At 59.3% G+C, this 21,755-nt stretch carries 17 protein-coding genes; 14 read left to right on the forward strand and 3 right to left on the reverse strand.

Translation table 11 applies throughout. The annotated features are described in order from the left end of the window. The first annotated feature begins 1 nt into the window (after position 1). From rpsK to HMPREF2878_RS10630, 6 genes are all read left to right on the forward strand, one after another. Positions 2-406 (forward strand): 30S ribosomal protein S11, encoded by a 405-nt coding sequence (gene rpsK / locus HMPREF2878_RS10605; protein ID WP_016422078.1) that lies wholly within the window; start codon positions 2-4, stop codon positions 404-406. Between the two features lie 24 nt (positions 407-430). Beyond that, the gene (rpsD, locus tag HMPREF2878_RS10610) at positions 431-1,036 is read left to right on the forward strand and encodes a 30S ribosomal protein S4 (RefSeq protein WP_005509964.1); all 606 of its coding nucleotides are present in this window, start codon (positions 431-433) and stop codon (positions 1,034-1,036) included. 73 nt (positions 1,037-1,109) lie between these two features. Then, a complete protein-coding gene (locus tag HMPREF2878_RS10615; RefSeq protein WP_016422079.1) occupies positions 1,110-2,135 on the forward strand; it encodes a DNA-directed RNA polymerase subunit alpha in 1,026 nt (341 codons plus the stop codon). Positions 2,136-2,172: 37 nt separating this feature from the next. After that, positions 2,173-2,643, forward strand: a complete 471-nt coding sequence (gene rplQ / locus HMPREF2878_RS10620) for a 50S ribosomal protein L17 (RefSeq protein ID WP_016422080.1) — start codon at positions 2,173-2,175, stop codon at positions 2,641-2,643. A gap of 293 nt (positions 2,644-2,936) precedes the next feature. Then, the gene (locus HMPREF2878_RS10625) at positions 2,937-3,827 is read left to right on the forward strand and encodes a tRNA pseudouridine synthase A (protein ID WP_048731480.1); all 891 of its coding nucleotides are present in this window, start codon (positions 2,937-2,939) and stop codon (positions 3,825-3,827) included. A 59-nt stretch (positions 3,828-3,886) separates the two neighbouring features. Then, the gene (locus HMPREF2878_RS10630; protein WP_070566115.1) at positions 3,887-6,028 is read left to right on the forward strand and encodes a DUF6541 family protein; all 2,142 of its coding nucleotides are present in this window, start codon (positions 3,887-3,889) and stop codon (positions 6,026-6,028) included. Positions 6,029-6,617: 589 nt separating this feature from the next. On the opposite strand, the gene HMPREF2878_RS11070 is transcribed toward HMPREF2878_RS10630, so the two are convergent. Then, the gene (locus HMPREF2878_RS11070; protein WP_083310850.1) at positions 6,618-7,769 is read right to left on the reverse strand and encodes a hypothetical protein; all 1,152 of its coding nucleotides are present in this window, start codon (positions 7,767-7,769) and stop codon (positions 6,618-6,620) included. A gap of 114 nt (positions 7,770-7,883) precedes the next feature. Here HMPREF2878_RS11070 and eccB point away from each other — a divergent pair, with 114 nt between their 5' ends. Then, on the forward strand, positions 7,884-9,326 hold the full coding sequence (gene eccB, locus HMPREF2878_RS10645; RefSeq protein ID WP_070653461.1) for a type VII secretion protein EccB: 1,443 nt from the start codon (positions 7,884-7,886) through the stop codon (positions 9,324-9,326). On the opposite strand, the gene mycP is transcribed toward eccB, so the two are convergent. Continuing rightward, the gene (mycP, locus tag HMPREF2878_RS10650) at positions 9,285-10,523 is read right to left on the reverse strand and encodes a type VII secretion-associated serine protease mycosin (protein ID WP_222867607.1); all 1,239 of its coding nucleotides are present in this window, start codon (positions 10,521-10,523) and stop codon (positions 9,285-9,287) included. The two genes, eccB and mycP, sit on opposite strands and share 42 nt — an antisense overlap. A gap of 14 nt (positions 10,524-10,537) precedes the next feature. Then, positions 10,538-11,953, reverse strand: a complete 1,416-nt coding sequence (eccD, locus tag HMPREF2878_RS10655; RefSeq protein WP_246821968.1) for a type VII secretion integral membrane protein EccD — start codon at positions 11,951-11,953, stop codon at positions 10,538-10,540. Between the two features lie 193 nt (positions 11,954-12,146). On the opposite strand from eccD, the gene eccCa reads away from it, so the two are divergent. From eccCa to HMPREF2878_RS10690, 7 genes are all read left to right on the forward strand, one after another. Beyond that, positions 12,147-15,974, forward strand: a complete 3,828-nt coding sequence (gene eccCa, locus HMPREF2878_RS10660) for a type VII secretion protein EccCa (protein ID WP_141753137.1) — start codon at positions 12,147-12,149, stop codon at positions 15,972-15,974. Beyond that, positions 15,974-17,362, forward strand: coding sequence for a type VII secretion-associated protein (locus HMPREF2878_RS10665; RefSeq protein ID WP_070653464.1), 1,389 nt, complete (start codon positions 15,974-15,976; stop codon positions 17,360-17,362). The genes eccCa and HMPREF2878_RS10665 overlap by 1 nt, the downstream gene beginning before the upstream one ends. 202 nt (positions 17,363-17,564) lie before the next feature. Further along, positions 17,565-17,891, forward strand: a complete 327-nt coding sequence (locus tag HMPREF2878_RS10670; RefSeq protein WP_005510029.1) for a WXG100 family type VII secretion target — start codon at positions 17,565-17,567, stop codon at positions 17,889-17,891. Between the two features lie 73 nt (positions 17,892-17,964). Then, positions 17,965-18,252, forward strand: coding sequence for a WXG100 family type VII secretion target (locus HMPREF2878_RS10675; protein WP_016422090.1), 288 nt, complete (start codon positions 17,965-17,967; stop codon positions 18,250-18,252). A 320-nt stretch (positions 18,253-18,572) separates the two neighbouring features. Next, positions 18,573-19,016 carry a 50S ribosomal protein L13 gene (gene rplM / locus HMPREF2878_RS10680; protein WP_005509852.1) on the forward strand — a complete coding sequence of 148 codons (444 nt, stop codon included), beginning with the start codon at positions 18,573-18,575 and terminating at the stop codon, positions 19,014-19,016. Further along, positions 19,013-19,573 (forward strand): 30S ribosomal protein S9, encoded by a 561-nt coding sequence (gene rpsI / locus HMPREF2878_RS10685; protein ID WP_016422091.1) that lies wholly within the window; start codon positions 19,013-19,015, stop codon positions 19,571-19,573. The genes rplM and rpsI overlap by 4 nt, the downstream gene beginning before the upstream one ends. A gap of 219 nt (positions 19,574-19,792) precedes the next feature. Beyond that, complete coding sequence (locus HMPREF2878_RS10690) at positions 19,793-21,715, forward strand: acyltransferase family protein (RefSeq protein ID WP_049169981.1); 1,923 nt, start codon at positions 19,793-19,795, stop codon at positions 21,713-21,715. Positions 21,716-21,755 lie beyond the last annotated feature (40 nt).

Genomic DNA, 21,755 nt, shown 5'->3' on the forward strand with positions numbered 1-21,755 from the left:
CATGGCAGCTCCGAAGTCCGCACGCGGCCGTCGTACCGGCCGTCGCGTTGTAAAGAAGAACGTGGCTCAGGGCCACGCATACATCAAGTCCACCTTCAACAACACCATCGTGTCCATCACGGACCCGAAGGGCGCTGTTATCTCGTGGGCCTCCTCTGGTCACGTCGGTTTCAAGGGCTCTCGTAAGTCCACTCCGTTCGCTGCTCAGATGGCCGCCGAGAACGCTGCTCGTAAGGCCATGGAGCACGGTATGAAGAAGGTTGACGTTTTCGTTAAGGGTCCGGGTTCGGGCCGCGAAACCGCCATCCGTTCCCTCCAGGCCGCTGGCCTTGAGGTGTCCTCGATCTCGGATGTGACCCCTCAGCCGCACAACGGCTGCCGTCCGCCGAAGCGTCGTCGCGTCTAGGAATAGGGTAAGGAGAGAACAGAAATGGCCCGTTATACCGGTCCCGCAACCCGTAAGTCCCGTCGTCTCCGCGTCGACCTCGTCGGTGGCGACATGAACTTTGAGCGTCGTCCCTACCCTCCGGGGCAGGCTGGCCGCGCTCGTATCAAGGAGTCGGAGTACCTGCTCCAGCTCCAGGAAAAGCAGAAGGCACGTTTCACCTATGGCGTGATGGAGAAGCAGTTCCGTCGCTACTACGCCGAGGCTCACCGTCGTCCGGGCAAGACAGGCGATAACCTCGTCGTCCTGCTGGAGTCGCGTCTCGACAACGTTGTCTACCGCGCTGGTCTGGCTCGTACCCGTCGCCAGGCTCGTCAGCTGGTTTCCCACGGCCACTTCACCGTTAACGGTAAGAAGATCAACGTGCCGTCCTTCCAGGTAAGCCAGTACGACATCATCGACGTGCGCCCGAAGTCGCAGAAGATGATTTGGTTCGAAGAGGCACAGGAGAACCTGGTCGACGCTGTCGTCCCGGCATGGCTTCAGGTTGTTCCTGAGTCCCTGCGCATCCTCGTGCACCAGACCCCGGAACGCGCACAGATCGACATTCCGCTTCAGGAACAGCTGATCGTCGAGTTCTACTCGAAGTAATAACCAACTTCGCTTGCATCCATTCATTCCCTATGGCGTCATATAGCGGTCGCCACCTGGAGGATTTTCGAAAATGCTCATTTCCCAGCGCCCAACGCTGACTGAGGACTACATTGATTCCTCTCGCTCCCGGTTCGTCATTGAGCCGCTGGAGCCGGGTTTCGGTTACACCCTCGGTAACTCTCTTCGTCGTACGTTGCTGTCGTCCATTCCGGGCGCTGCAGTCACCAGCATCCGCATTGACGGTGTGCTGCACGAGTTCACCACTATCCCGGGCGTGAAGGAAGATGTCTCCGACATCATCCTGAACATCAAGGGTCTGGTGCTCTCGAGCGAGTTCGATGAGCCGGCTACCGTTTACCTGCGTCGCGAAGGTGCAGGCGCGGTGACCGCTGCAGACATTGAGTGCCCAGCAGGTGTGGAGATTCATAACCCGGACCACCACATCGCTACTCTCAATGATTCCGGTCGCTTGGATATTGAGATGATCGTTGAGCGTGGTCGTGGCTACGTGCCGGCGACCCCGAACTCCGGTGGCGAAATCGGCCGCATTCCGATGGACCAGATTTACTCGCCAGTTCTGAAGGTCAGCTACAAGGTGGAGGCTACTCGTGTTGAGCAGCGCACCGACTTTGACAAGCTGATCATCGATGTCGAGACCAAGAACTCGATCACCGCCCGCGACGCAATGGCGTCGGCAGGCAAGACTCTGGTTGAGCTGTTCGGTCTGGCACGTGAGCTGAACGAGGCTGCTGAGGGCATCGAGATTGGCCCGAGCCCGCGCGAGGCTGAGGATGTCGCTGCGTACCAGACTCCGATTGAGGATCTGGACTTCTCTATGCGCTCCTACAACTGCCTCAAGCGTGAGGAGATCCACACTGTCGGTGAGCTCGCTGCTCGTACCGAGTCGGATCTGCTGGATATCCGCAACTTCGGTGACAAGTCCATCAATGAGGTCAAGGAGAAGCTCGCTGAGCTTGGCCTCGCTCTGAAGGATTCCCCGAACAACTTCGACCCGGCTGCTGTCGCTGATTTGGACGCTGCCTCGGGCGATGACGCTGACTGGACTGATGGCGCAAGCGCTGGCTACGACGAGTAGTTCACCGACGCGACTTCATTAAAACGAGGAGATACCTATGCCTACCCCTAAGCAGGGTTCCCGTCTCGGCGGCTCCGCTTCGCACCAGAAGAAGATTCTGGCCAACCTCGCGAAGCAGCTCATCGAGCACGGCAAGATTAAGACCACCGACACCAAGGCCAAGCTGCTGCGTCCGTACGTTGAGAAGCTGATCACCAAGGCAAAGCGCGGCACTCTCGCAGATCGCCGCAACGTTGCAAAGCTGCTTAACGACAACTACGCAGTTAAGAAGCTGTTCGACGAGATCGGTCCGCAGTTCGCTGATCGCGACGGCGGCTACACCCGCATCATCAAGCTGGGTAACCGCAAGGGCGACAATGCCCCGATCTCTCTGATCGCTCTGGTTGAGGAAGAGACCGCAACTGCTGAGGCAACTCGCGCAACTCGCGCCGCTGCTTCCAAGCAGGCTGAAGAGGCAAAGGCCGAAGAGGCTGAGGCTACTGAGGCTGAGGCTGCAGAGGAGGAGTAATTCCCCTCGCCGACGGCTTCTGGCCTTCACAGCTTTGAACCCCCGTTGAGCAGTTCATATCTGAACGCTCTCCCGGGGGTTCTTTGTGCTTAACGACGGTGCATAGCGCCCGTCCCCAGTTCTGCCTCCGGTTACACCGACGGATTACGCACCAACATTGAGAGCTATACGGAGACCCTGCGGTGGAAACTGCTGATTCTCTAATCCGGGGTCCCGGCTACAATCTGTTAACCGTGACATCACTTACTCCAACGACTCCGGATGCCCCGTGCGATTCTCCCGATCGTGCCGCTATGGGGAGCACCGACTCCGACCTGGTTCGGTTGCGTTTTGACATTGCTTATGACGGGACAGATTTCCACGGTTGGGCTGCTCAGCGCGATAAGCCCACGGGAGAACCGGTGCGGACTGTGCAGGCGACGTTGGAATCCACTCTGGAGAAGGTGTTGCGCACTCCAGTGCAACTGACTGTGGCCGGTCGTACAGATGCTGGTGTCCATGCCTCCGGGCAGGTGGCTCACGCAGATGTTCCTGTCTCCTGTTTAGACACACGTTCTATCGCAGGGGATCCGGGTAATTTGGTTCGTCGTGTAGCGCGACTATTGCCCGCGGACGTGACGCTTCGGGGCACCTCGTTTGCGCCCCCGGGTTTCGATGCCCGTTTTTCCGCGTTACGTCGGCACTATGTCTACCGTGTCACTAGTTGCGTCAGTGGCCCGCTTCCTACCCGTGCTCGCGATACGGCCCACTGGCGGCGGTCAGTGGACATCAACCGCATGCAGGTGGCGGCTGATGCCCTACTGGGGCTCAATGACTTTGCCGCTTTTTGCCGACACAAGCCGCATGCGACGACCACTAGAGATTTACAGCAGTTCCAGTGGTTCGACGTATCTACGCGGGAAGAACCAGAGCTGTACGAGGCCCATGTGACTGCCGACGCGTTCTGCTGGTCTATGGTGCGCTCACTGGTTGGGGCCTGCCTTAGTGTCGGTGAGGGGCGACGTGCGGTTGGATTCACTGAACAGTTGTTGAGTGAAGAGAAGCGTTCCCCGTTGGTCCCGGTGGCAGAGGCGCGTGGGCTCAGCCTGGTAGGTGTTGATTACCCCGGCGATGCTGATTTGGCGGCCAGGGCGGAGCAGACCCGCGAGCGTCGTGATGCCCGGACAGATGTGGACGAGGCTTAAATGTACAAGCTCTCGGTAATATTCCCTGAAGAAAGTGACCGTAGGAGGAGTGTTCGGTAGTGGTGTGGGCAATTGTTAGCTTGGTTGCGCTGCTCGTAATCCCCGGCGCTGTTGTAGTGCGAGCCAGCGGCGTTCGTACTCCGTGGGCTCTGGCCCTCGGTCCTGCGGTGACGTTTGGTATCGCAGGCACCGCAGGGTGGGCGCTCGGCGCTATCGATGTGCGCTTCACCTTGGTCAGTGCGTCTATCTGCTGGGCCGTGACACTACTTCTCGCGCTTTGCTGGAGTGGCGGCAGCGCTTTGATTCGGCGGCGGCGCGGTAGTGTCGATCGCTCAGTGTCGGCCGAGACGCAGCCGCCCGCCGCAAGTCGATGGCGCGAGTTGGGCTATGGGCTAATCGCAAGTATCGGGGTCATCATCGCAGCGGCGGTTCTCACGTGGACCGCTATCGGCCGCATCGCTTCAATGTCCGAGGGGATGGCGACCATCCAGCAAGGCTGGGACACACTCTGGCATGCAAGTGTGCTCCGTTCGATTACGGAAGACGGCATGGCCTCGGCCACTAGGATGGGCGAGATCCAGAATGTGGAAACTCAGGCGGTGTCCTACTATCCCGCCGCATGGCATGCGTTCGGTGCGCTTTGGGTATTGATTGTCCGTCTACCAATCACCGAGGCAGTCAATTACCTCGGCATTATCATTCCGGCCGTGACCATACCCACGGCGGCTGCGGCGCTCACCTGGAGAATTATTGATCGCCGAAAGCTGTCCACTGCCGTTGCTGCAGGGGTTGCAGCGCTTGTTTCCGCAGCGCTTCCGGTATTGATGCCCGTCGGGGTCTTCGTGGGGGCCTGGCCGTACCAGGTCTCGATTGCGCTAGCGATTACCGTTTTTGCCTTTGTTACGTCGCTCCCACACGCACCTCAGCGCATCTTGAGCGCCGCGCTTTCGATAATCGGTATCGGAGAGCTCCATCCGGCATCGGTACCTACAGTCGTTATGCTCGGTGCAATCTGGTGGTTGTGCTACCGCCTGCCGCGTCCCGCGCATCCTGAACTGGGTGCGGTTCGCGCCAGGCTTTACGACGTCGCGGTGATTGCAGCCGCCTTCGTGCCAGCAGTGGCGGTTCTCCTGCCGCAGTGGCTTACGGGAACTTCTCAGACCGAGGATGTGCGCGCGGTTAGTGCTGAAGTAGACGACCTCGATCGTTTCGATGCGTGGTATCGAGGCGCCACGATGTTGACACGCCACACTGAGGAATTCCGGCCGTTCTGGCCAATTATCATCCTTGGTTTCATCGGGATGGCGTTTTTGGTTTTCGCAGGTACTTCGCGCCGACGGGTGTGGGTAGTACCGGCCTGGTTTGTTTCGGTGTTGATGACGACCCACGCGCTCAATCATTTTGGTGGCGTGCCGGGCGATATTCTCGCGCTGTATACGGATCTTCACTATTCGACGCCTCACCGGTTGGTGATGGTCACCGCGTACCTGTATTCCGCGTTTGCGGGTATCGCCGTTGCGTGGGGCTGCGCGTGGGCGGCTCGAATTAGTGAGTCAAAGGTGCCATCGACGGGGCGGGTTCTGGGGTTGAGCTTAGCGACGGTGAGCTCTGCTGTACTTGTGGTCTATGGAGTGGCGTCTAATGCTAGCGCTGCGGATTTCGCCTACAAGAGCCCTAGGGAATGGCAAATCATTTCCAAGGCTGACTTGAAGGCATTTGATTGGTTGGCCAAGCAGCCGGAGGCACATAAGTACCGCACGTTTACCAATCCGCCGGAGGGGTCCAGCTGGATGTACGCTCGCAATGACTTGCCAGTAGTGTTCCCGCACTATGACTGGCCAGTGGCGAATAAGTGGACTGCCACCTCAATGCTGTATTGGCACGCTGATTACCTCGGTTTTCCAGACCCCGACCGGCCGGATGGGGTGAACGATGTCGATCGCTCAGCCCGAAAGCTGAACGTGGGATTCATCTATTTGTCACCCCCGGGTATTTGGGATTCCAAGGAGGATTTAGAGTTTCCTGGTGAAGGGCTCTGGGTAGCTCCAGGGGTAACCCCTGTTTATCGAGATAGGGAAGTAACTATCTTCGCCTTCAATGACGTGATTACGCCAGAACGCATCGACGAGATGCGAGCTAGTTCTCCGGAAGTAATTCCTCCCTCGGCTACTAGGGGATGGAGCGATGGTCGGGTAGGTTAGGACACCATGCGGATGAATAAATTTATGGCAACGATCGCAGCCGGTGTGATGATGACTTTCGCGCTGGCCGGATGTGGAGACGACGAGCCGGCTAAGCCGGAAGTCTCGAATCGCTCCGTCAGTTCTTCCGCAAAGACCAAATCCTCGACTCCGCCGAAATCGACTGAGGAGTCGACGACACCGACAAAATCAGAGACGCCGACGGAAACTCCTGCAATCACCCAGGTCAATGATGCGGACTACACCCCGGCGGACGGCCCAAATACTCGACTCTTTCAGTTGGAGGATGGCACGACACGTTGCTTCCTCAACGATCTGAGCGGTGACGCCTACTTGGCCTGCCAGGTGAATCTTGCCAATCCTCCGATGGTCGATGACGGCACGGGAAACAAGGTTCCCGCCAATGCTGTGTCCTGGAACCCGGGGGGAGTTACTTACGAGGTCCTTACGTTCCCGCCGGCGGGTGAGATGAAGACGCTGCCAGCGAATTCTCAGTTGAGCGCATTCGGTTACAACTGCGCGGCCTATGGCCCGTCTACTCTGGAGTGCTCGGGACCAGCGGGCGCTGCCACTATCGACAATGGCAATGTCACCGGTGCACAGATGCCGAAGGAGGATGTGCCTCCTGCAGCAGGCGGTCAGCCGGGTGGCCAAGAAAATGGCGCTCCGAATGACCCGGCGCAGCAGGGTGAGCCTGACGGCTCCCAGGCGCCGGGCGGTCTGCCAGATTTGGGTGCGTTGATTCCGGGACTGAACCGCTAGTTGCCCGCATAGCTAGTGGCTGCAATTCATCGGTAGTGCGGGCGGTAGATAGCGTCCAGGTGAATTCGCCCATCGCCAGTCGAGGGCACGAAGCTGGCATTTCCGCTGCTGCCGTGGGCGAACCTGTACGACTGACCTCGATGATTCTCGCGATTCCAGTACACAGGTCGGGCTCATACTCTTCGACAACAACCACATCGACGGTGTCGTCTCCAGCTCGCGCGAGAAGTACTGCGCCCAGATCAAGGGCCACAGTATAGAAATGTGGTCGGGCCGTGCGAATTCCTACTCGATAGCCGAGGGAGAGCATTCCGATGAGCAGCTCACAAATGTCCTGATTGCCGCAGTCGACCTCCAATCGGGGGAGTTTCGCGGGACACATTGTGATGGTTTGTCCGCTGCTCCCGGCTCCTATGACCTGCGCCGGACCATTAGTGATAGCGATGTCGCGTTGTCGGCTTAACCACAGGTGCGGTTTGCGCCCCAACGCCGCCACATGATGAGAGCGTCCAGTGCGGCGCAGCTGCACTACCTCCGCAGAGCTCTCAGTCAGAGCACACTCCTGTGCCGTTAATCGCCGTGCGCGAATACCAAGGGTTCCCAGCCGGTGGATGAGGAAGCGTAGGGCTTTGTCAGCGGAGGCTTCCACCGGAAGAGTTGCCACCAGATGTGTCCAGGGCTCAGGGCTCGTGTCGGAGCGCTCGGCTGCTCGGAAGTAGCGGTGTGCATGCTCTCCGCGGACTTCCGGCGCAATGTGATAAAAGCACAGCGCATCCAGGGTCACTGGGCTGTCGTCGGCAAGCGAGACGATATCTGCAGCGCTTAGCTGGTTGCGCAGGCCTGGCGTGAGACGTAGCCCGATGAGTTGTCCTGGTTCGGTGCGTCGCAGGCGGTCGCGAAGGCTGCGGCCGCGCACAGAGACATGCGCGCCTGCAGTGATGGTTATTGCTGTAATGAGCAGCCACAATGACAATGGCATGTGAAAATCCCCCCAATATGTTCCCCACTAAAATTCCCCTGGTCGCACAGTAGCGCGGCCTGGCTTACTCTGCAGGGTAGAGATTATTTGGGGGAATAGTTTTGGGGGAAACTCATGCCACGTACGCCGACTACGCCTAGCCAGGTCAGCGGTCATCGATTCTTGATTCGTCGGATTGAGCACGCGCTTGTGCGTGCGGATTCGCGAATGCTGCACGACCCTCTGCGCACGCGAACGCGAGCACTGTTTATCAGCTGTGCGCTGGTGGTTTTACTGGCCGCCGGCACTGCGGTGCTGTCGTTGGTGCGGCCGCAGGGCGGTTCTAGCTCCAATGAGCAGCTGATTGTCGTGTCGGGGTCGGAGGGCCTACATGTACGTGTCAATGGTCGATTGCATCCAGTCGCGAATCTCGCATCGGCGCGGTTAATTTTGGGCAATCCTGCTGAGCCGAAACGGGTGCGCAGTAGCGAGTTGGACAAAGAGGACATCAGTTTTGCTGTCGGGATTGAGGGCGCACCAGCAGTTCCGGCCGCGCCGGCAGGCTCTGGGGCCTCGGGAGCTGCCAAGAAGGGCAGCGCAGGTGCGCCGGAGCTGGCACTGTCTTTATGCGAGCGGACGGTGCAAGACCTCGGGCAACCGTGGATTGTTGCAGAGTCACTTGCGCGTCTTGAGGAAGTACGTGGGGAACCGCAGCAGCTTACCCGGACCCACTCGGACAGTGCCGTTGTTGCCGATGGCCAAAACCTCTGGCTGATTACGCAGGGCTACCGCTCGCGGTTGGATATCAACCACCCGGAGCACGCCGCTGTTTCTCGAGCGCTGGGGTTGGAGCGCTCCGCAGTCCGGCCTGTCACCCCTGCATTGCTCAGAACGATTCCGGAGGTTCCGATTCTGGCCGCGCCAGCAATTCCAAACCGCGGCGCACCCACACACTTCGCCGCCCCATTCGACACAGTCGGCAATGTGGTCGAGATCGGGCAGCGGCGCGTTATCGTGCTTGACGACGGTGCCGCGATTCTCTCCCCGGTGCTAGGAGAGCTATTAGCTGCGCATAGTCCAGTTCTGCAGGCCAGTGAAGGGCAGCTGGCGGCAGTTCCCGTTGCGAATGCGCCAGTAGTCCCGGGACTACCTGAAAAGCCGTTGACGTTTGCCGATGCTGATGGCTGGCTGTGTACCGGCCGGATAGCAGGACGGCCGCAAGCTCTCGTGCAGTGGTCGCAGCATGCTCCGGAGGGGCGGCACGTGGATTACCCGCATGCCGACGGTTCGGGTGTGGCCGTCGACGGTTTCGTGGATGGTCGCAGCCGTGAGCGCAGCTCGATCGCAGTAAGCGTAAATGGGGCTGTACACGTCATTTCGCCAGAGGGGATGCGCTTTGCTGTGCACGATCGCACGACGTTGGCTGCCCTCGGGTTTAATGCATCAACCAATGCCGATAGCGGTGGCACGCGACCAGTGGACTGGGAAGTGCTGGCCGCGCTGCGTGGAGGCCCTGAGCTGAGTAAGCAGGCGGCGCTAGGGCCGCTGTCTGGGACGCGAGAGCAGCCAGGCACCTAGGCCCAGCGCGCATATCAGGAGCAAACCAGTCGCCCGGAGCGGTGCATTGCGCTCCTGCGAAGAAAGCAGATCCGGCGGAGCCGGTGCGGCAGCGGGGTTGGCTGCGTGCTGCGCAGCGGTGTCTACGGTGGTCCAAATCAGAGCGTCATAAGGTGCAATGATGCCGCGACCAAGGCCGAGCCCGGAACTAATTGGGCTCGCGGAATTAAGGATGATGTCGCGAACCTGTGCTGGGGAAAGCTCTGGGTTTCGTGCCAGCAGTAGGGCAGCTGTGCCCGACACGGTTGGCGTGGCAAAGCTGGTGCCGGCAATCTGTTGATCTCGGGTGTTATCCCCGGACCCGAGCACGTGGCGGTCTATGAGACCGGTGGGGGTGCGCGGATCGGGGCCGAGTACGGGGCCGCCGGGAGCGGAGACATTGACCCATTGTCCCGTGATTGCATACTCCGCGGGTTGTGCTTGGCCGGCATCGTCGAACTGTACTGCTGATACTGCGATTACCTCCGGCAGAACTGCGGGCCACGCTACGGATCCGTCCTGACAGCTATCGCCCTTATTGCCTGCCGCTGCGACCACTACTGCGCCTGAGACTTCCGCGCGTGCGACGCTCTCAGCAACATCTGTTGCACCTTGGGGCATTACGCCTGCCGGGGCACACGATGTGAGCGAGATATTGATGACCCGCGCGCCCTCCGCGACGGCCCTGTCGATAGCTTGTGCCAGCGACTCCAAATTGCCTTCGCCATCGGCTGTTTGTCTTATCGACAACACGTGCGCGTCGGGCGCCAGTCCGGCGAAACCATCGGCACCGGGCCGGCCTGCAATAATGCCAGCTACTAGAGTTCCGTGACCGTCGCAGTCTACGAACCCGCTGTTGCCGTCGACAAAATCGCCACCGTCGAGAACCTCGCCTAGGCGCTCATTGGGTGAGACCCCGGTATCGATTACCGCCACCGTAATCCCCGCACCCGTCGTCAGTTGCCATGCTTGGCGAAACCGAAGCGCTTTTTCGATCACCGTCGGTTCATGCAGTGCGCTTTCCGACGACAGCATCGTGGCCACGCAGTCCTGGCTGTTCTGGGCAGCCGCTATTGGTGCGATGCCCGACGGTGCTACTGCGGTGGCCGCCGTCAACGTCGAGATAAGCACTGTGGAAAGTGCGGCCGTGGCGGTGAGACGAGTTTTTATGGCATTCATGAAAAGTGGGTTTTTCACTGGAAGAACCCACTTACGAACTCAGGGAATTCGGCAATGATGGCCGCAATGGGCAAAATAACGGCGATACTGCAGGCCTCGGTTAGCTCAGCTATGCGGCGCGTTGTAGGTGAGATGCGTGACGCGGGAAATGCGGCTAAGGCGGTGGCTGCAAGCATTGGGGCGACAAGGCCAGCGGAGACTGGCCAATTACCCTCGAACCACTGTTGAAAAGCGACGGCCACAATGACGGCAAGACCAGCTAAAGCAGTGCAGGTGGAAGCTACTTTCCGGGCTTGGCCACGGGAATGAATTGCACAAAAGACTATGACAGCAGCAGCCATGCCCAGAGGCCACCACCTGTTCCCATAGGCTCCGGAGAAAAGTACCACCAGGGTGAAGATGCTGAGACTTCCGGTGCCACTGCAGAGGATGCCATCGAGAATCCACCCCGCTCGCTTAGGTGCGTTGTGGGATATTTCGGGAGTTTCGCTGTCATCGAAGCTCTCGCCGGCGGCAGGGACTTTGGGTACGCGAATACCGGCAGCCTTGATAGCGATGGAAGGTGCCAGCAGTATCAGGATGACTGCACTAGCAGCGGTGAGCGCTCCTGATTGAACCGAGTTGTGGAAAAGTGCGACAGCCGCAGCGTAAATACCGAAGGTAACTGCAGCACTGAGACTCGCCGCGCCCAGGGTAACGGTGATGCGGTTGTCGCCGTCGCCGGTGTTGGAAATGAGAAAAATCAAACCGATGACGGCAAGCGCGACACTAATCGCAGCAGTCGGCGGCCAGTCGGTGAGTATGCGGTGTAGGTCGAGGCCAACGAAGCAGAGTCCCGAAGCGGTGCCCAGAATGAGCACTTGCAGCTCCAGGGACATGACAATCGCCGGTTTTGCGCTACGCAACAGCGCCAGGCGCAGTCCACCGGCTACTGCCAGCAGCGCGATGAAGCTGATTGCCGCGGCCAGTGTGGAATCGGTACTGCTCAAGCTCAGTGAGGCAGCTGCGATTGAAGCCGTGGCCACGAGGGCGGCGGTACAGCCAACAACCAAATCAGCCGTCCCGATACCGTCGGTATAGGTGGTGTCGGTAATAGCATCGGCGGCATCGAAGAGTCGAGGTTTGGGCACGGGACCTGGGTCGTTGATAACAACCAGGCGTTCGCCTGGTGCAATACCGGCATCGTTCAGGGTGTCGTCGGCAAGCAAAATCGTGCCAGCGGCGGTCCGTAGCTGCCACTGTGCCAGCGGGAAGTCCGCAATGTCGATATCGAAAATTTGCAGGATATCCGGTACAAGTGCGGCGATTGCGACGTTGGTCGGTAACGCAAGGTCTGCGTGTGCTCGGTTGGTGTCTTCGGGCATGTGTGCGGCATCAATGCGCACGCGAATGAGTTCCCCCAGCATGTATTTCCCCCATGAATTCTGCATGCTTTAGTCCCTCTAGAGTGTCGTACAACTCGCTAGAGCGCTACTCGGAGTAGTAACTGCGCGTGCCCCCGCTATCAGTTTCGGTCATGCGCTGCGAGAATCCGGAGTGTGATTTAAGCTATGCGTACACCGATTGGTCGGGGGATTGGCCGTCGAGTGAACACAAGGGGCGACACATAGCGGGGGGATTTTTGTGACTAGTGCACAGGCGGAGATTTCGGCTACCCGAAAAGCGGGGCCGCAGCCTATGACAGGCACAATCGCGCCGGATGCGCCTCCAGAAGCGCCGGAGCCACAGCCGGTGCCGCTGATGCGTGCACTCATGCCGTTAATCATGGTCGTGGCGGTGGTCGGCATGGTGGTGTTGATGTTTGTCTCTGGGATGGGACGTAACCCGATGTCGTTTATGTTTCCGCTGATGATGGTGTTTTCCACTGTGGGCATGATGGTGTCGGGCGGGGCGGGAAATAAGGACATGGCACCGGCGCGGAAGGACTATCAGAGGCATTTGTCCAGTATTCGCCGCGCGGTGGCGAAAGCAGCGAGGATGCAGCGTGAATCGGCGCAGTTTATCCACCCTCGGCCTGGAACTCTGTGGCAGCTGGGGGCGATGGGGCGGGCGTGCGAGCGTCGAAAGGGGGACTCGGATTTCTTGCAGCTGCGCATCGGGGTGGCAACGCAGCAGCCCGCAACGCCTGTAACACCACCGGCAATTCCGGCGCCCGAGAAACTGGATCCGGTTTCCGCCGTAGCACTGCGGGAAGTTATTCGATCGGCTCGTCAGGTTGAGGGAGTGCCCTTTGCCATAGATGTGTCGGCCTTTGAGATTATCGCGCTCACTGGAGATACCGCGGCGCAGGGGCTGGCTCGAGCGATGGTCGCCCAAGCTGCTGCGCTGCATCATCCGGAGGATTGCCTGATTGCAGTTGTGGGAGATGAGTGGGAATGGCTGAAATGGACGCCACACCACGGACACCCCGCAGTTACTGATGCCTGTGGCCCAGCGCGGTTGCGGGCGGCGACGTGTGTGCAGCTGACTGAGCTGCTCACGGCTATCGACACACTGCCAGCTGCTGTGCTGATTGTGCTGACGGATTCGAACGGACAGCTAGATGTCACTGAACTGACACCGATTTTTGACGCGGCGGGGTCGGAGACCTCGGTAGTTTTGCTGACCGTCGTGGAAGCGCAGTCAACGTTGTGGGAGGCAGCGGTTAACCATGGCATCGCGCTGGTTGTTTCCGCTACTGCTGTGCATGCGGAAACTGCGTCCGGACGGGAGGAGATTGGCGTACCTGATCAGCTGAGTCCAGCAGAAGCGGAGGTGCTTGGGCGGAGCTTGGCGCGTTTTGAAGTGCCAACAAGCGCAGATGATTCTGTTAAGACCTCGGAAGACCCGGTCATGGAGGAGCTCGGGCTGTACCCGCCTCCGACAACTCTGCGCTACCGACCGCGCTACGGCAGTGCTCGTCTGCGCATTCCTGTTGGAGCTGATGACGGTGGTGCTCCGGTCTATCTGGATTTTAAGGAGAGTGCTGAGGGCGGCATGGGGCCACACGGTCTGTGCGTTGGTGCCACAGGGTCGGGTAAGTCGGAATTCCTCCGAACGACCGTGGTAGGGCTCGCAGCTACGCACAGCCCGGATCAGTTGAACTTTGTGCTGGTGGACTTCAAAGGCGGGGCGACGTTTCTGGGACTGGATCAATTGCCTCATGTCTCGGCGGTGATTACCAACTTGGAGCAGGAGCTTATCCTGGTCAACCGCATGGAAGACGCACTGCGCGGTGAGATGACGCGGCGCCAAGAGCAGCTGCGCGCTGCAGGGAATTTCGCCGGTGTCAGCGATTATGAGCAAGCCCGGCGCGCTGGGCAGATAGATGCGCCACCCATGCCCGCGTTGCTGATTGTGGTGGATGAGTTTTCAGAGCTGCTCTCCGCACGCCCGGAGTTTGCTGAGCTCTTCGTTGCGATTGGTCGGTTGGGGCGCAGTTTGCACATGCATTTGCTGCTGGCCAGTCAGCGTCTGGAGGAAGGCCGCTTGCGCGGGTTGGAAAGCCATCTTTCCTATCGTATTGGGTTGAAGACCTTTTCCGTCGCGGAGTCCCGCAGCGTGCTGGGCGTTCCGGACGCCTATCATCTGCCGGCCATCCCGGGCATTGGATATATCAAATCTGCTGCCGCCGAGCCGGTGCGGTTTCGGTCGGCGTATGTTTCCGGCCCGGTGGTCCGTCCGCAGCCTATTGACGGTGCGACGGCTGGGGCAGAGCAGGGGCTGCAGGGCCAGGCCGTAGCTGTCGCTGAATTTACCGCTGAAAATTGGACGCGGGAGGCTTTCGGTGCGTCGTCAAGCGATGGTGGAATGGCCGATCCGCCTGCGCAGACATCGGAGCAGACGGTGCTCGGTGCCGTGGTGGCAGCGGTGTCGCACGTATCGACACGTGCGCATCGGGTGTGGCTGCCACCATTGCCGGAGGCCATCGAGCTTCAGCCCGACGAGCAGCTGCCGCGACAGCGATTGACCGGTGTGATTGGGCTGGTGGACAAGCCGCTGTTTCAGCGTCAGGACCCACTGCGTATTGACCTGCGCACGACCGGTGGGCACGTGGCAATCGTCGGAGCGCCGCGGTCAGGAAAGACCACTGCCGCACGCACAGCGATCCTCGCGCTAGCCGACGGTATCAGCGCTCGTGACCTGCATTTTTATATCGTCGATTGTGGTGCGGGCGGCCTGAGCGACCTGGCTGAGTTGCCGCATGTCGCGTCGGTTGCACACCGCGGAGACGAGGAGCTTATTCGCCGTACGATTGGTTTTTTGCGTCGTGAGGTAAGTCGTCGGGAACAGCTCTTTCGCACTAATGGATGGCTCTCTCCGGAAGCAGCACGGGCGGCAGGACAGCCGGATTCGGTGTTGGTCATTGACGGCTGGGGTGCGTTCAAAACGGAGTTTCCGGCGCTGAGCGACGATGTGCAGGCGCTGGTTGCAGATGGATTGGCGGTGGGAATTCATGTCCTGCTCACGGCCTATCGCTGGACGGACATGAGACCTGCCGTTCGCGACCTGATTGGTACGCGGATTGAGCTGCGGCAGGCGGAGTCGATGGATTCAATGATTGACCGTAAGGCAGCAGAGCTGGTGCCGGAGAGCCCAGGACGCGGAGTCGCGCCGGGCGGGTTTGCGATGCTGGTAGCTCTCACCGGCGTTGCAGACGCTAAGCGGATTGCAGAGACAGCGCCGCACGGTGAGCAGGCACCAAAGCTCCAGTTGTTGCCGCGGCGGATTGATATTGCGCGTTTGCCACGACCAGCGGCCGCGACGAGAGGTGCGATTGCAGTGGGGCTCGAAGAAGCCGGTCTGGGCGCGGTGATATTCCACCCAGAAAAGGATCGTCACCTACTGATATTCGGTTCGGCAGGCAGCGGCAGAACCGCCGCGCTGAGGGGCATCGTTCACCAGTTGCGGTACTCGCAGTCGTCCTCGAAATTCGTCGTAATTGACTACCGCCGTGGGCTAATGGAGGCCGTGCCCCAAGAGCGGCTGGCCGGCTATGCGGGCTCGGCTGCGGTGGCGACACCCATGCTGGCAGAGCTGGCAGAGGTACTGAAGGCCCGTCTCCCGCAACCGGATATCACCCCAGCGCAGTTGAAGGCCCGAAATTGGTGGAGTGGTCCAACCATCAATGTCATCGTGGACGACTATGACCTCGTGGCCGGCTCGCGGGGTAACCCCTTGCAGCCGCTGGCAGAAGTCATCGCTCACGCCGCCGACATTGGGCTCAATATCTTTTTTGCCCGTCGAATCAGCGGGGCGTTGCGATCCCTCCACGACCCGGTCATGGGTGCGGTTAAGGACCAGGGTGCCAGCGTCTTTGTTATGGACGGCACACGCGACGACGGCCCCATCCTCGGCGTAAAGCCTTGCGAGCAGCCGCCGGGCCGTGGCTATTGGGTGGCGCACGGCCAGAGTCCGCAGGTTGTGCAGTTGGGGTGGTTGGATACCGCTGGTGACCAGGAGGACAGTTGATGATTCGGGTCGAATCTTCCTCCACCACCCAGACCCCGACGCTGCGCCACGGCACCTGGCACCTGTGGGGACTCGCGGCACCTGCAGACACCGCAGAACCGGCGGTGCATGGCCCTAGACCGCTTCTCGAGAGCATGCAAACAGTCATTGTGCCCAGCTATTGGGGTGCTGTGCGACAGTGCCGGTTGGCCTCCGCGCTATTGGCTGCTGAACTCAATCCGTACATCCTGACGCTTGCCGACGCCGTTGTGGAACTCGATGAGGCAACTGTGTCTCATAGCGTGTTGGTGGAAGTAGAGGAAACGCGTGTCTGTGTCACTCGTCTGAGCGGGGGCCACATTGCCAGTCGGATGACACATTTGGTCGGAGCGAACGACAGCGCACCATTGGTGGAAACAGTCATTGCGCTGGCTTATCAGCTGACCATGTATCCGGATGCGCCCCAGGGGATACCCGATGATGTGGAAGTTAGTGGTGGGCGCGGTATCACTGAGTATCCGCCCCGCTGGCAGGAGGATATTGAGTTCATCGTCGGCGAAGTTCCACCCGGGCTAGCGAACTCGCGGCGAGCTCTACTAGTCGATCGTCTGCGCGACCGTGGATTTTTAGTCTTCGACTGCCCAGCATCGCGGCTCGGGGAGTGCGTAAATCCGGCCTGGTTGAAAAACATCGGCGACGCTGAAGCCGGTGAAGTGGAGCCGTCGGAGGATTTCGCGGGGCGGCGTCCTGCAGCCAGGGCAGAAGTCAGCTCAGCGTCGAATCAAAGCACAGTTGTGTCAGTAGCTGCCGTTGGTTTGTTGACGGTGGTGGTTCTGATTGTTGGGATTGCTGCATGGCTCTTTAGTGGCGGCATAGTTAGGGAGAACGAAGGGAGACAGAAGCAGCGTGAGACATCGCACGCACAGGCTCCTCCTGTAACTACGCCTCCTGTAACGACGCCTCCATCCACATCGAAACCAGTTCCCGATTCTGCTCCAATAGTCAAACTGACCAATGCGGGCGTGGAAGCTCGGTTTCCCGGCGGGTGGGAGCTTGACTCGGCAAGTCCGTTAGACCGTCTGATTGCGGTGGATGGCGGAGATATGCGCGTCTTGGTGCTCGCTAGCCCGCTTTCGCAGGACATGGCGCTTGAACATCTAGCCGCCGCTTTGAGCAGCTCCGTTGCCGGGGATGAGACAAAGTCCGCGCCGGAACGCAGACAAGTACTGGGCACCGATGTCGTAGTCGTAGAGGAGCGGCTGCCGTCAGGTAATTCGATAGTGCTCTGGCATCACAAAGTGATGTACGGAACTCAAGTCAGTGTGGGGTGCCAGTTCAGAGGAAGGACTATTGCGCCGGTACGGCCCGTATGCGACCAGGCAGTAGTAAGCGCTCGGCCGGTGCCGTAATACGCGAGGGGCGTAGAGAAAGTGACTGGGGGATGGGCGGGGGTAGGCAGGGGTAAAGGTTGGAAAACCAAAATGGAACCGAATCGGGGTTTTTCGCGCCAAACAATATGACGGGTTTTTAACGCGGGAAGCTGGCTGGCTCGCGCGGGGAGGTAAAAATGCCGTCGTTAATCAGTCACTCAACACGAATAAGGGGGAAACAGTGGCAAACCTATTTGCAGCCGAATCAGATCAAATGACCACTACCGCGGGGGACGTCGATGGCGTCAACTCGGAAGTACAGGGCGAGCTGGGTCGCATTCGAGGCGTCGTGGACGGTCTGGCGGGGGAATGGAAGGGCCAGGCTAAAGACAGCTTCGATGATCTGATGCTTCGTTGGGATGACGCAGCTATGCGTCTATCCAATGCGCTGACGGATATCGCGGATAACATCCGCGCAAATTCCAGCAGCTTCGATGCGGGCGAGGACGAGGGGGCGTCGTCGTTCAAGCAGGTGGCAGCAGCGGGTGCGTCGTTGCTGAACCTCTAAACGTTTTATCGAATCGCACAACCACAACACTGAATCACACAACACACATCACCTTTTGGGGAAAGGGTTCTTAATGCAACCAATTAGGTACAGTTTTGGCGGCATCGACGGTGCTGCCGATGACATTCGGTCCACTTCTGGCACCATCAACGGGCTGCTCGGAGATTTGAAGAAGCGCATCGCGCCGATGGTCTCTACGTGGGAGGGTGACTCTTCGGATTCTTACCAGGAGGCTCAGCGTGAATGGGACACAGCAGCGGAGGAGCTCAATATGATTCTCACGACTATCGCGGATACGGTCAGCGCAGGTAGCCAGCGAATGGCGGATATTAACCGCCGCGCGGCAGCTAGCTGGGGATAGCTTGGTTCCTGCTTGAGGCACTTTTGATTGAGCTATGTAACCGGGGGAGGGGAGGACATTGCTCAATTGAGATCTTCAGTTAGGTATCTGCCTTTGAAGTATTCTTGCTAGCAGCACTCCAGGGGGGGGGAAAGGCCAGTCTCAGCAGTTTGCGGCTGAGACTGGCTTTGGCATTTTTTGTTCTAGTGCCATCTCAAGGTAGAGTAGTCAAACTGTGTGCGCACACGTGAATGTTGCCTCGGGTCTCCACCGGCCGCCGGGGAATAACAACAGTGTGCACGGTGGCTGGCAAATCTACACGGACCCTAAAAGGAGTCATGTTGTCTACTTTCCATCCGAAGGACGGTGACATCGAGCGCAAGTGGTACGTCATCGACGCTACCGACGTTGTTCTCGGCCGTCTGGCTACTCACGCCGCAGACTTGCTGCGCGGTAAGGGCAAGGCTTACTTCGCCCCTAACGTCGACTGCGGTGACCACGTCATCATCATCAACGCCGATAAGGTGCACGTCTCCTCGAACAAGCGGGAACGTGAGATGCGCTACCGCCACTCGGGCTTCCCGGGTGGCCTGAAGTCGATGACCCTGGGTCGTTCCCTCGAGGTTCACCCGGAGCGTGTTATCGCTGAGGCTATTGAGGGCATGATGCCGCACAACAAGCTTTCGCGTGCGTCCATCAAGAAGCTGCACGTCTTCGCCGGTTCCGAGCACCCGTTCGCCGGTCAGAAGCCTGAAAACTACGAGATCAAGGCGGTGGCACAGTGACCAACCCACAGGACGTCAATGAGAACCAGAACGTAGAGGCCACCGAGGCTTCCTACGATGATGTTCAGGCTGCCGCTGCTGCTGCCACTGAAGAGTTCACCTCTTCCATCGGCGACGCAGTTGCTACCGAGACCGAGGCTGAGGCTGCTCCGGCTGCACCGCTGACCCTGGATCGTCCGATTCAGACTGTCGGTCGTCGTAAGCGCGCTGTCGCCCGCGTCGTTCTGACCGCTGGTTCCGGCAAGATTGTCTGCAACGGCCGCGAGCTCGAGGATTACTTCCCGAACAAGCTGCACCAGCAGGAGATCAAGGATCCGCTGGTCCTGGTCGAGCGCGAGAGCCAGTTCGACATCAAGGCCAACATCAACGGTGGTGGCCCGTCCGGTCAGGCCGGTGCTCTGCGCCTGGCTATTGCTCGTGCCCTGAACGAGTTCAACCCGGAGGAGCGCAGCGTTCTCAAGAAGGCTGGCTTCCTCACCCGCGACGCTCGTGCTGTCGAGCGCAAGAAGGCTGGTCTGCACAAGGCCCGTCGCGCACCGCAGTACTCCAAGCGTTAAGCTTTACTGCTTCGAAAAGCACCTCAGTTTGCGTATTACACGCAAGCCGAGGTGCTTTTTTGGTTAAAGTCCGCAGTGACCAGGCATGGCTGCATTTTTGGGACAAGCCCCGTACGTTAGACTTTTATCCGTTAAAAACTGCCGCGAGAATCGTTTATCGCGGTGCGATTGCAGTGCGATGAAAGTGCGATTGCAGTGCGATGGGAAGAAGGAAACCGTATGGCGGTGAGCACCACAGCCACCAAGACCTCCGACGCGAAGAGCTCCTCTAGCTCGTCGTCGGTGGCGAAGCATCCCTTCCGCATTCGACGCGTACCAGGCATTGATGGGCTGCGCGGTCTGGCCGTTGCCACAGTGGTGATCTACCACTACTTCGATAATGTGCTGCCCGGTGGCTACATCGGTGTGGATATCTTCTTCGTGCTCTCCGGATTTCTTATCACCTCGCTTCTGGTGCGCGAACGCGCGGTCACTGGGCGCATCGATCTAAAGGACTTCTGGCTCCGTCGACTGCGCCGCATCGCTCCGGCTGCGATGTTCGTGTTGTTTATTTCCATCGCCGTCGCAGGTCTGGTCGGCGGGGATCCCGCTGTTGGCTTGTCGACGCAGTTTCTCGGCACGGTCTTTTTCGTCAATAACTGGACGCAGATTGCGGGTTCTCAGTCCTATTTCGCGGATTCCGGAGTGCAGCTGTTAGCGCACTACTGGTCACTGTCGGTGGAGGAGCAGTTCTACTTGCTCTGGCCATTGATCTTTGTGGCTCTTCTCGCCCTGAAGCTGGCATCTCGCAAGCTGGCAGCAGTGGCGGGCATTGGGGCGGTTGCTTCTTTCGTGTGGATGGTCTCGCTCTACGATCCGAAGGTCGACCCCACGAGGGTCTACTACGGTACCGATACTCACGCCTTTGGACTCCTGTTTGGCGCGGCCCTCGCATTGTGGTTGACATCGACGTCGTCACGCGCAGAGGCGGACTCCTGGCCACGCACAGAACCCCTGCTGCGGGACTTCTTTGGCAGTTCTGCCCAAGCTTTCGTAGTGGCCTCGCTGCCTCTGATCTTCCTTTCGTTGGTTCTGCTGATGATGTCGGATACTGCGTCGGCGACTTACCGCGGTGGGTTGGTGTTCGCCTCGTTGCTGTCGGTGGCGATTCTCTATCTTGTCGTTCGCGGTGTCTCACCCGTGCGTCAGATTTTTGAGTTCAAGCCACTGTGCTGGCTGGGAAAGATTTCCTTCTCGCTGTACCTGTGGCACTGGCCGGTCATCGTGCTCATCCGCGAACTGCTGGAGCGCAATGAGGCCATGCAGTATGAGAACCTCGCTGCCTTCGCAGGCATCGCGCTATCGCTGCTTTTGGCGAACTGGTCGTACAAGAATGTGGAATCGCCAATTCGCCGGATGGGTTACCGCCGTTGGATGTCGCAGTTTTCGGGCACGCAGTTTGCCGGTTCCTGGAAGCCGCGCGTTGCAGCAGGGCTGGCGCTGGTCGTCGTGGTTGGTGCAGTTGTGGGAATGGCCACGGCGCCGAAGATGACGCGTTTGGAGGCACAGCTACAGGAGGCAGCTGAGCGCCGTGCACAGGCACAAAAGGCGGAGGAAGCCGAGTTGGCCAAGCGCGTTATGCCGCGTGGTGACCAGATCACCGCTATCGGCGACTCTGTGATGCTCGCCTCGGCGTCCGCGTTGGAAGAGAAGCTGCCCGGTATCTATATCGATGCGGCTGTTTCTCGTGGTTATCCGGCTGCGCCAGAGATTATCGCCAGTATGAAGGCGGCGGGTACGCTCGATCCATTCGTCGTGCTGGGTCTTGGTATCAATCAGTCGGCTGCGGCATCGGACGAACACCTGTTGGATGAGATCCTCGATTCGCTGGGTGAAGACCGCATCATTGTCCTCATCAACCCGTACGGTGATCGTGTGTGGATGCCGCAGTCGGAGAGGGAAGTCCTCGACGCGGCAAAGAAGCGCGACAATGTCTATGTGTCTGACTGGTGTCATGGTGTGCGTGATGATTTGTCCAAGCTGCGCGCGGACCTTATCCACCCGACCCCGGATGGCGCCGAGGTCTATGCCAATGCCGTGGTCGATGCTTTCCAGCAGTATGCGAAGAACAAGAAACGCATTCCGGACACCTGCGGAATCTAATAAAAATCTAGTTAGTAGTGTTTCCACGGTAAAGTAAGTG

Source organism: Corynebacterium sp. HMSC065H09 (assembly GCF_001812845.1).
GTDB classification, from domain to species: domain Bacteria; phylum Actinomycetota; class Actinomycetes; order Mycobacteriales; family Mycobacteriaceae; genus Corynebacterium; species Corynebacterium jeikeium_D.

Coding starts and splice junctions, on each gene's coding strand:
- rpsK (WP_016422078.1), top strand. CDS start 2: ATGGCAGCTCCGAAGTCCGCACGCGGCCGTCGTACCGGCCGTCGCGTT.
- rpsD (WP_005509964.1), top strand. CDS start 431: ATGGCCCGTTATACCGGTCCCGCAACCCGTAAGTCCCGTCGTCTCCGC.
- HMPREF2878_RS10615 (WP_016422079.1), top strand. CDS start 1,110: ATGCTCATTTCCCAGCGCCCAACGCTGACTGAGGACTACATTGATTCC.
- rplQ (WP_016422080.1), top strand. CDS start 2,173: ATGCCTACCCCTAAGCAGGGTTCCCGTCTCGGCGGCTCCGCTTCGCAC.
- HMPREF2878_RS10625 (WP_048731480.1), top strand. CDS start 2,937: ATGGGGAGCACCGACTCCGACCTGGTTCGGTTGCGTTTTGACATTGCT.
- HMPREF2878_RS11070 (WP_083310850.1), bottom strand. CDS start 7,769: ATGCCATTGTCATTGTGGCTGCTCATTACAGCAATAACCATCACTGCA.
- eccB (WP_070653461.1), top strand. CDS start 7,884: ATGCCACGTACGCCGACTACGCCTAGCCAGGTCAGCGGTCATCGATTC.
- mycP (WP_222867607.1), bottom strand. CDS start 10,523: ATGAATGCCATAAAAACTCGTCTCACCGCCACGGCCGCACTTTCCACA.
- eccD (WP_246821968.1), bottom strand. CDS start 11,953: ATGCAGAATTCATGGGGGAAATACATGCTGGGGGAACTCATTCGCGTG.
- HMPREF2878_RS10665 (WP_070653464.1), top strand. CDS start 15,974: ATGATTCGGGTCGAATCTTCCTCCACCACCCAGACCCCGACGCTGCGC.
- HMPREF2878_RS10675 (WP_016422090.1), top strand. CDS start 17,965: ATGCAACCAATTAGGTACAGTTTTGGCGGCATCGACGGTGCTGCCGAT.
- HMPREF2878_RS10690 (WP_049169981.1), top strand. CDS start 19,793: ATGGCGGTGAGCACCACAGCCACCAAGACCTCCGACGCGAAGAGCTCC.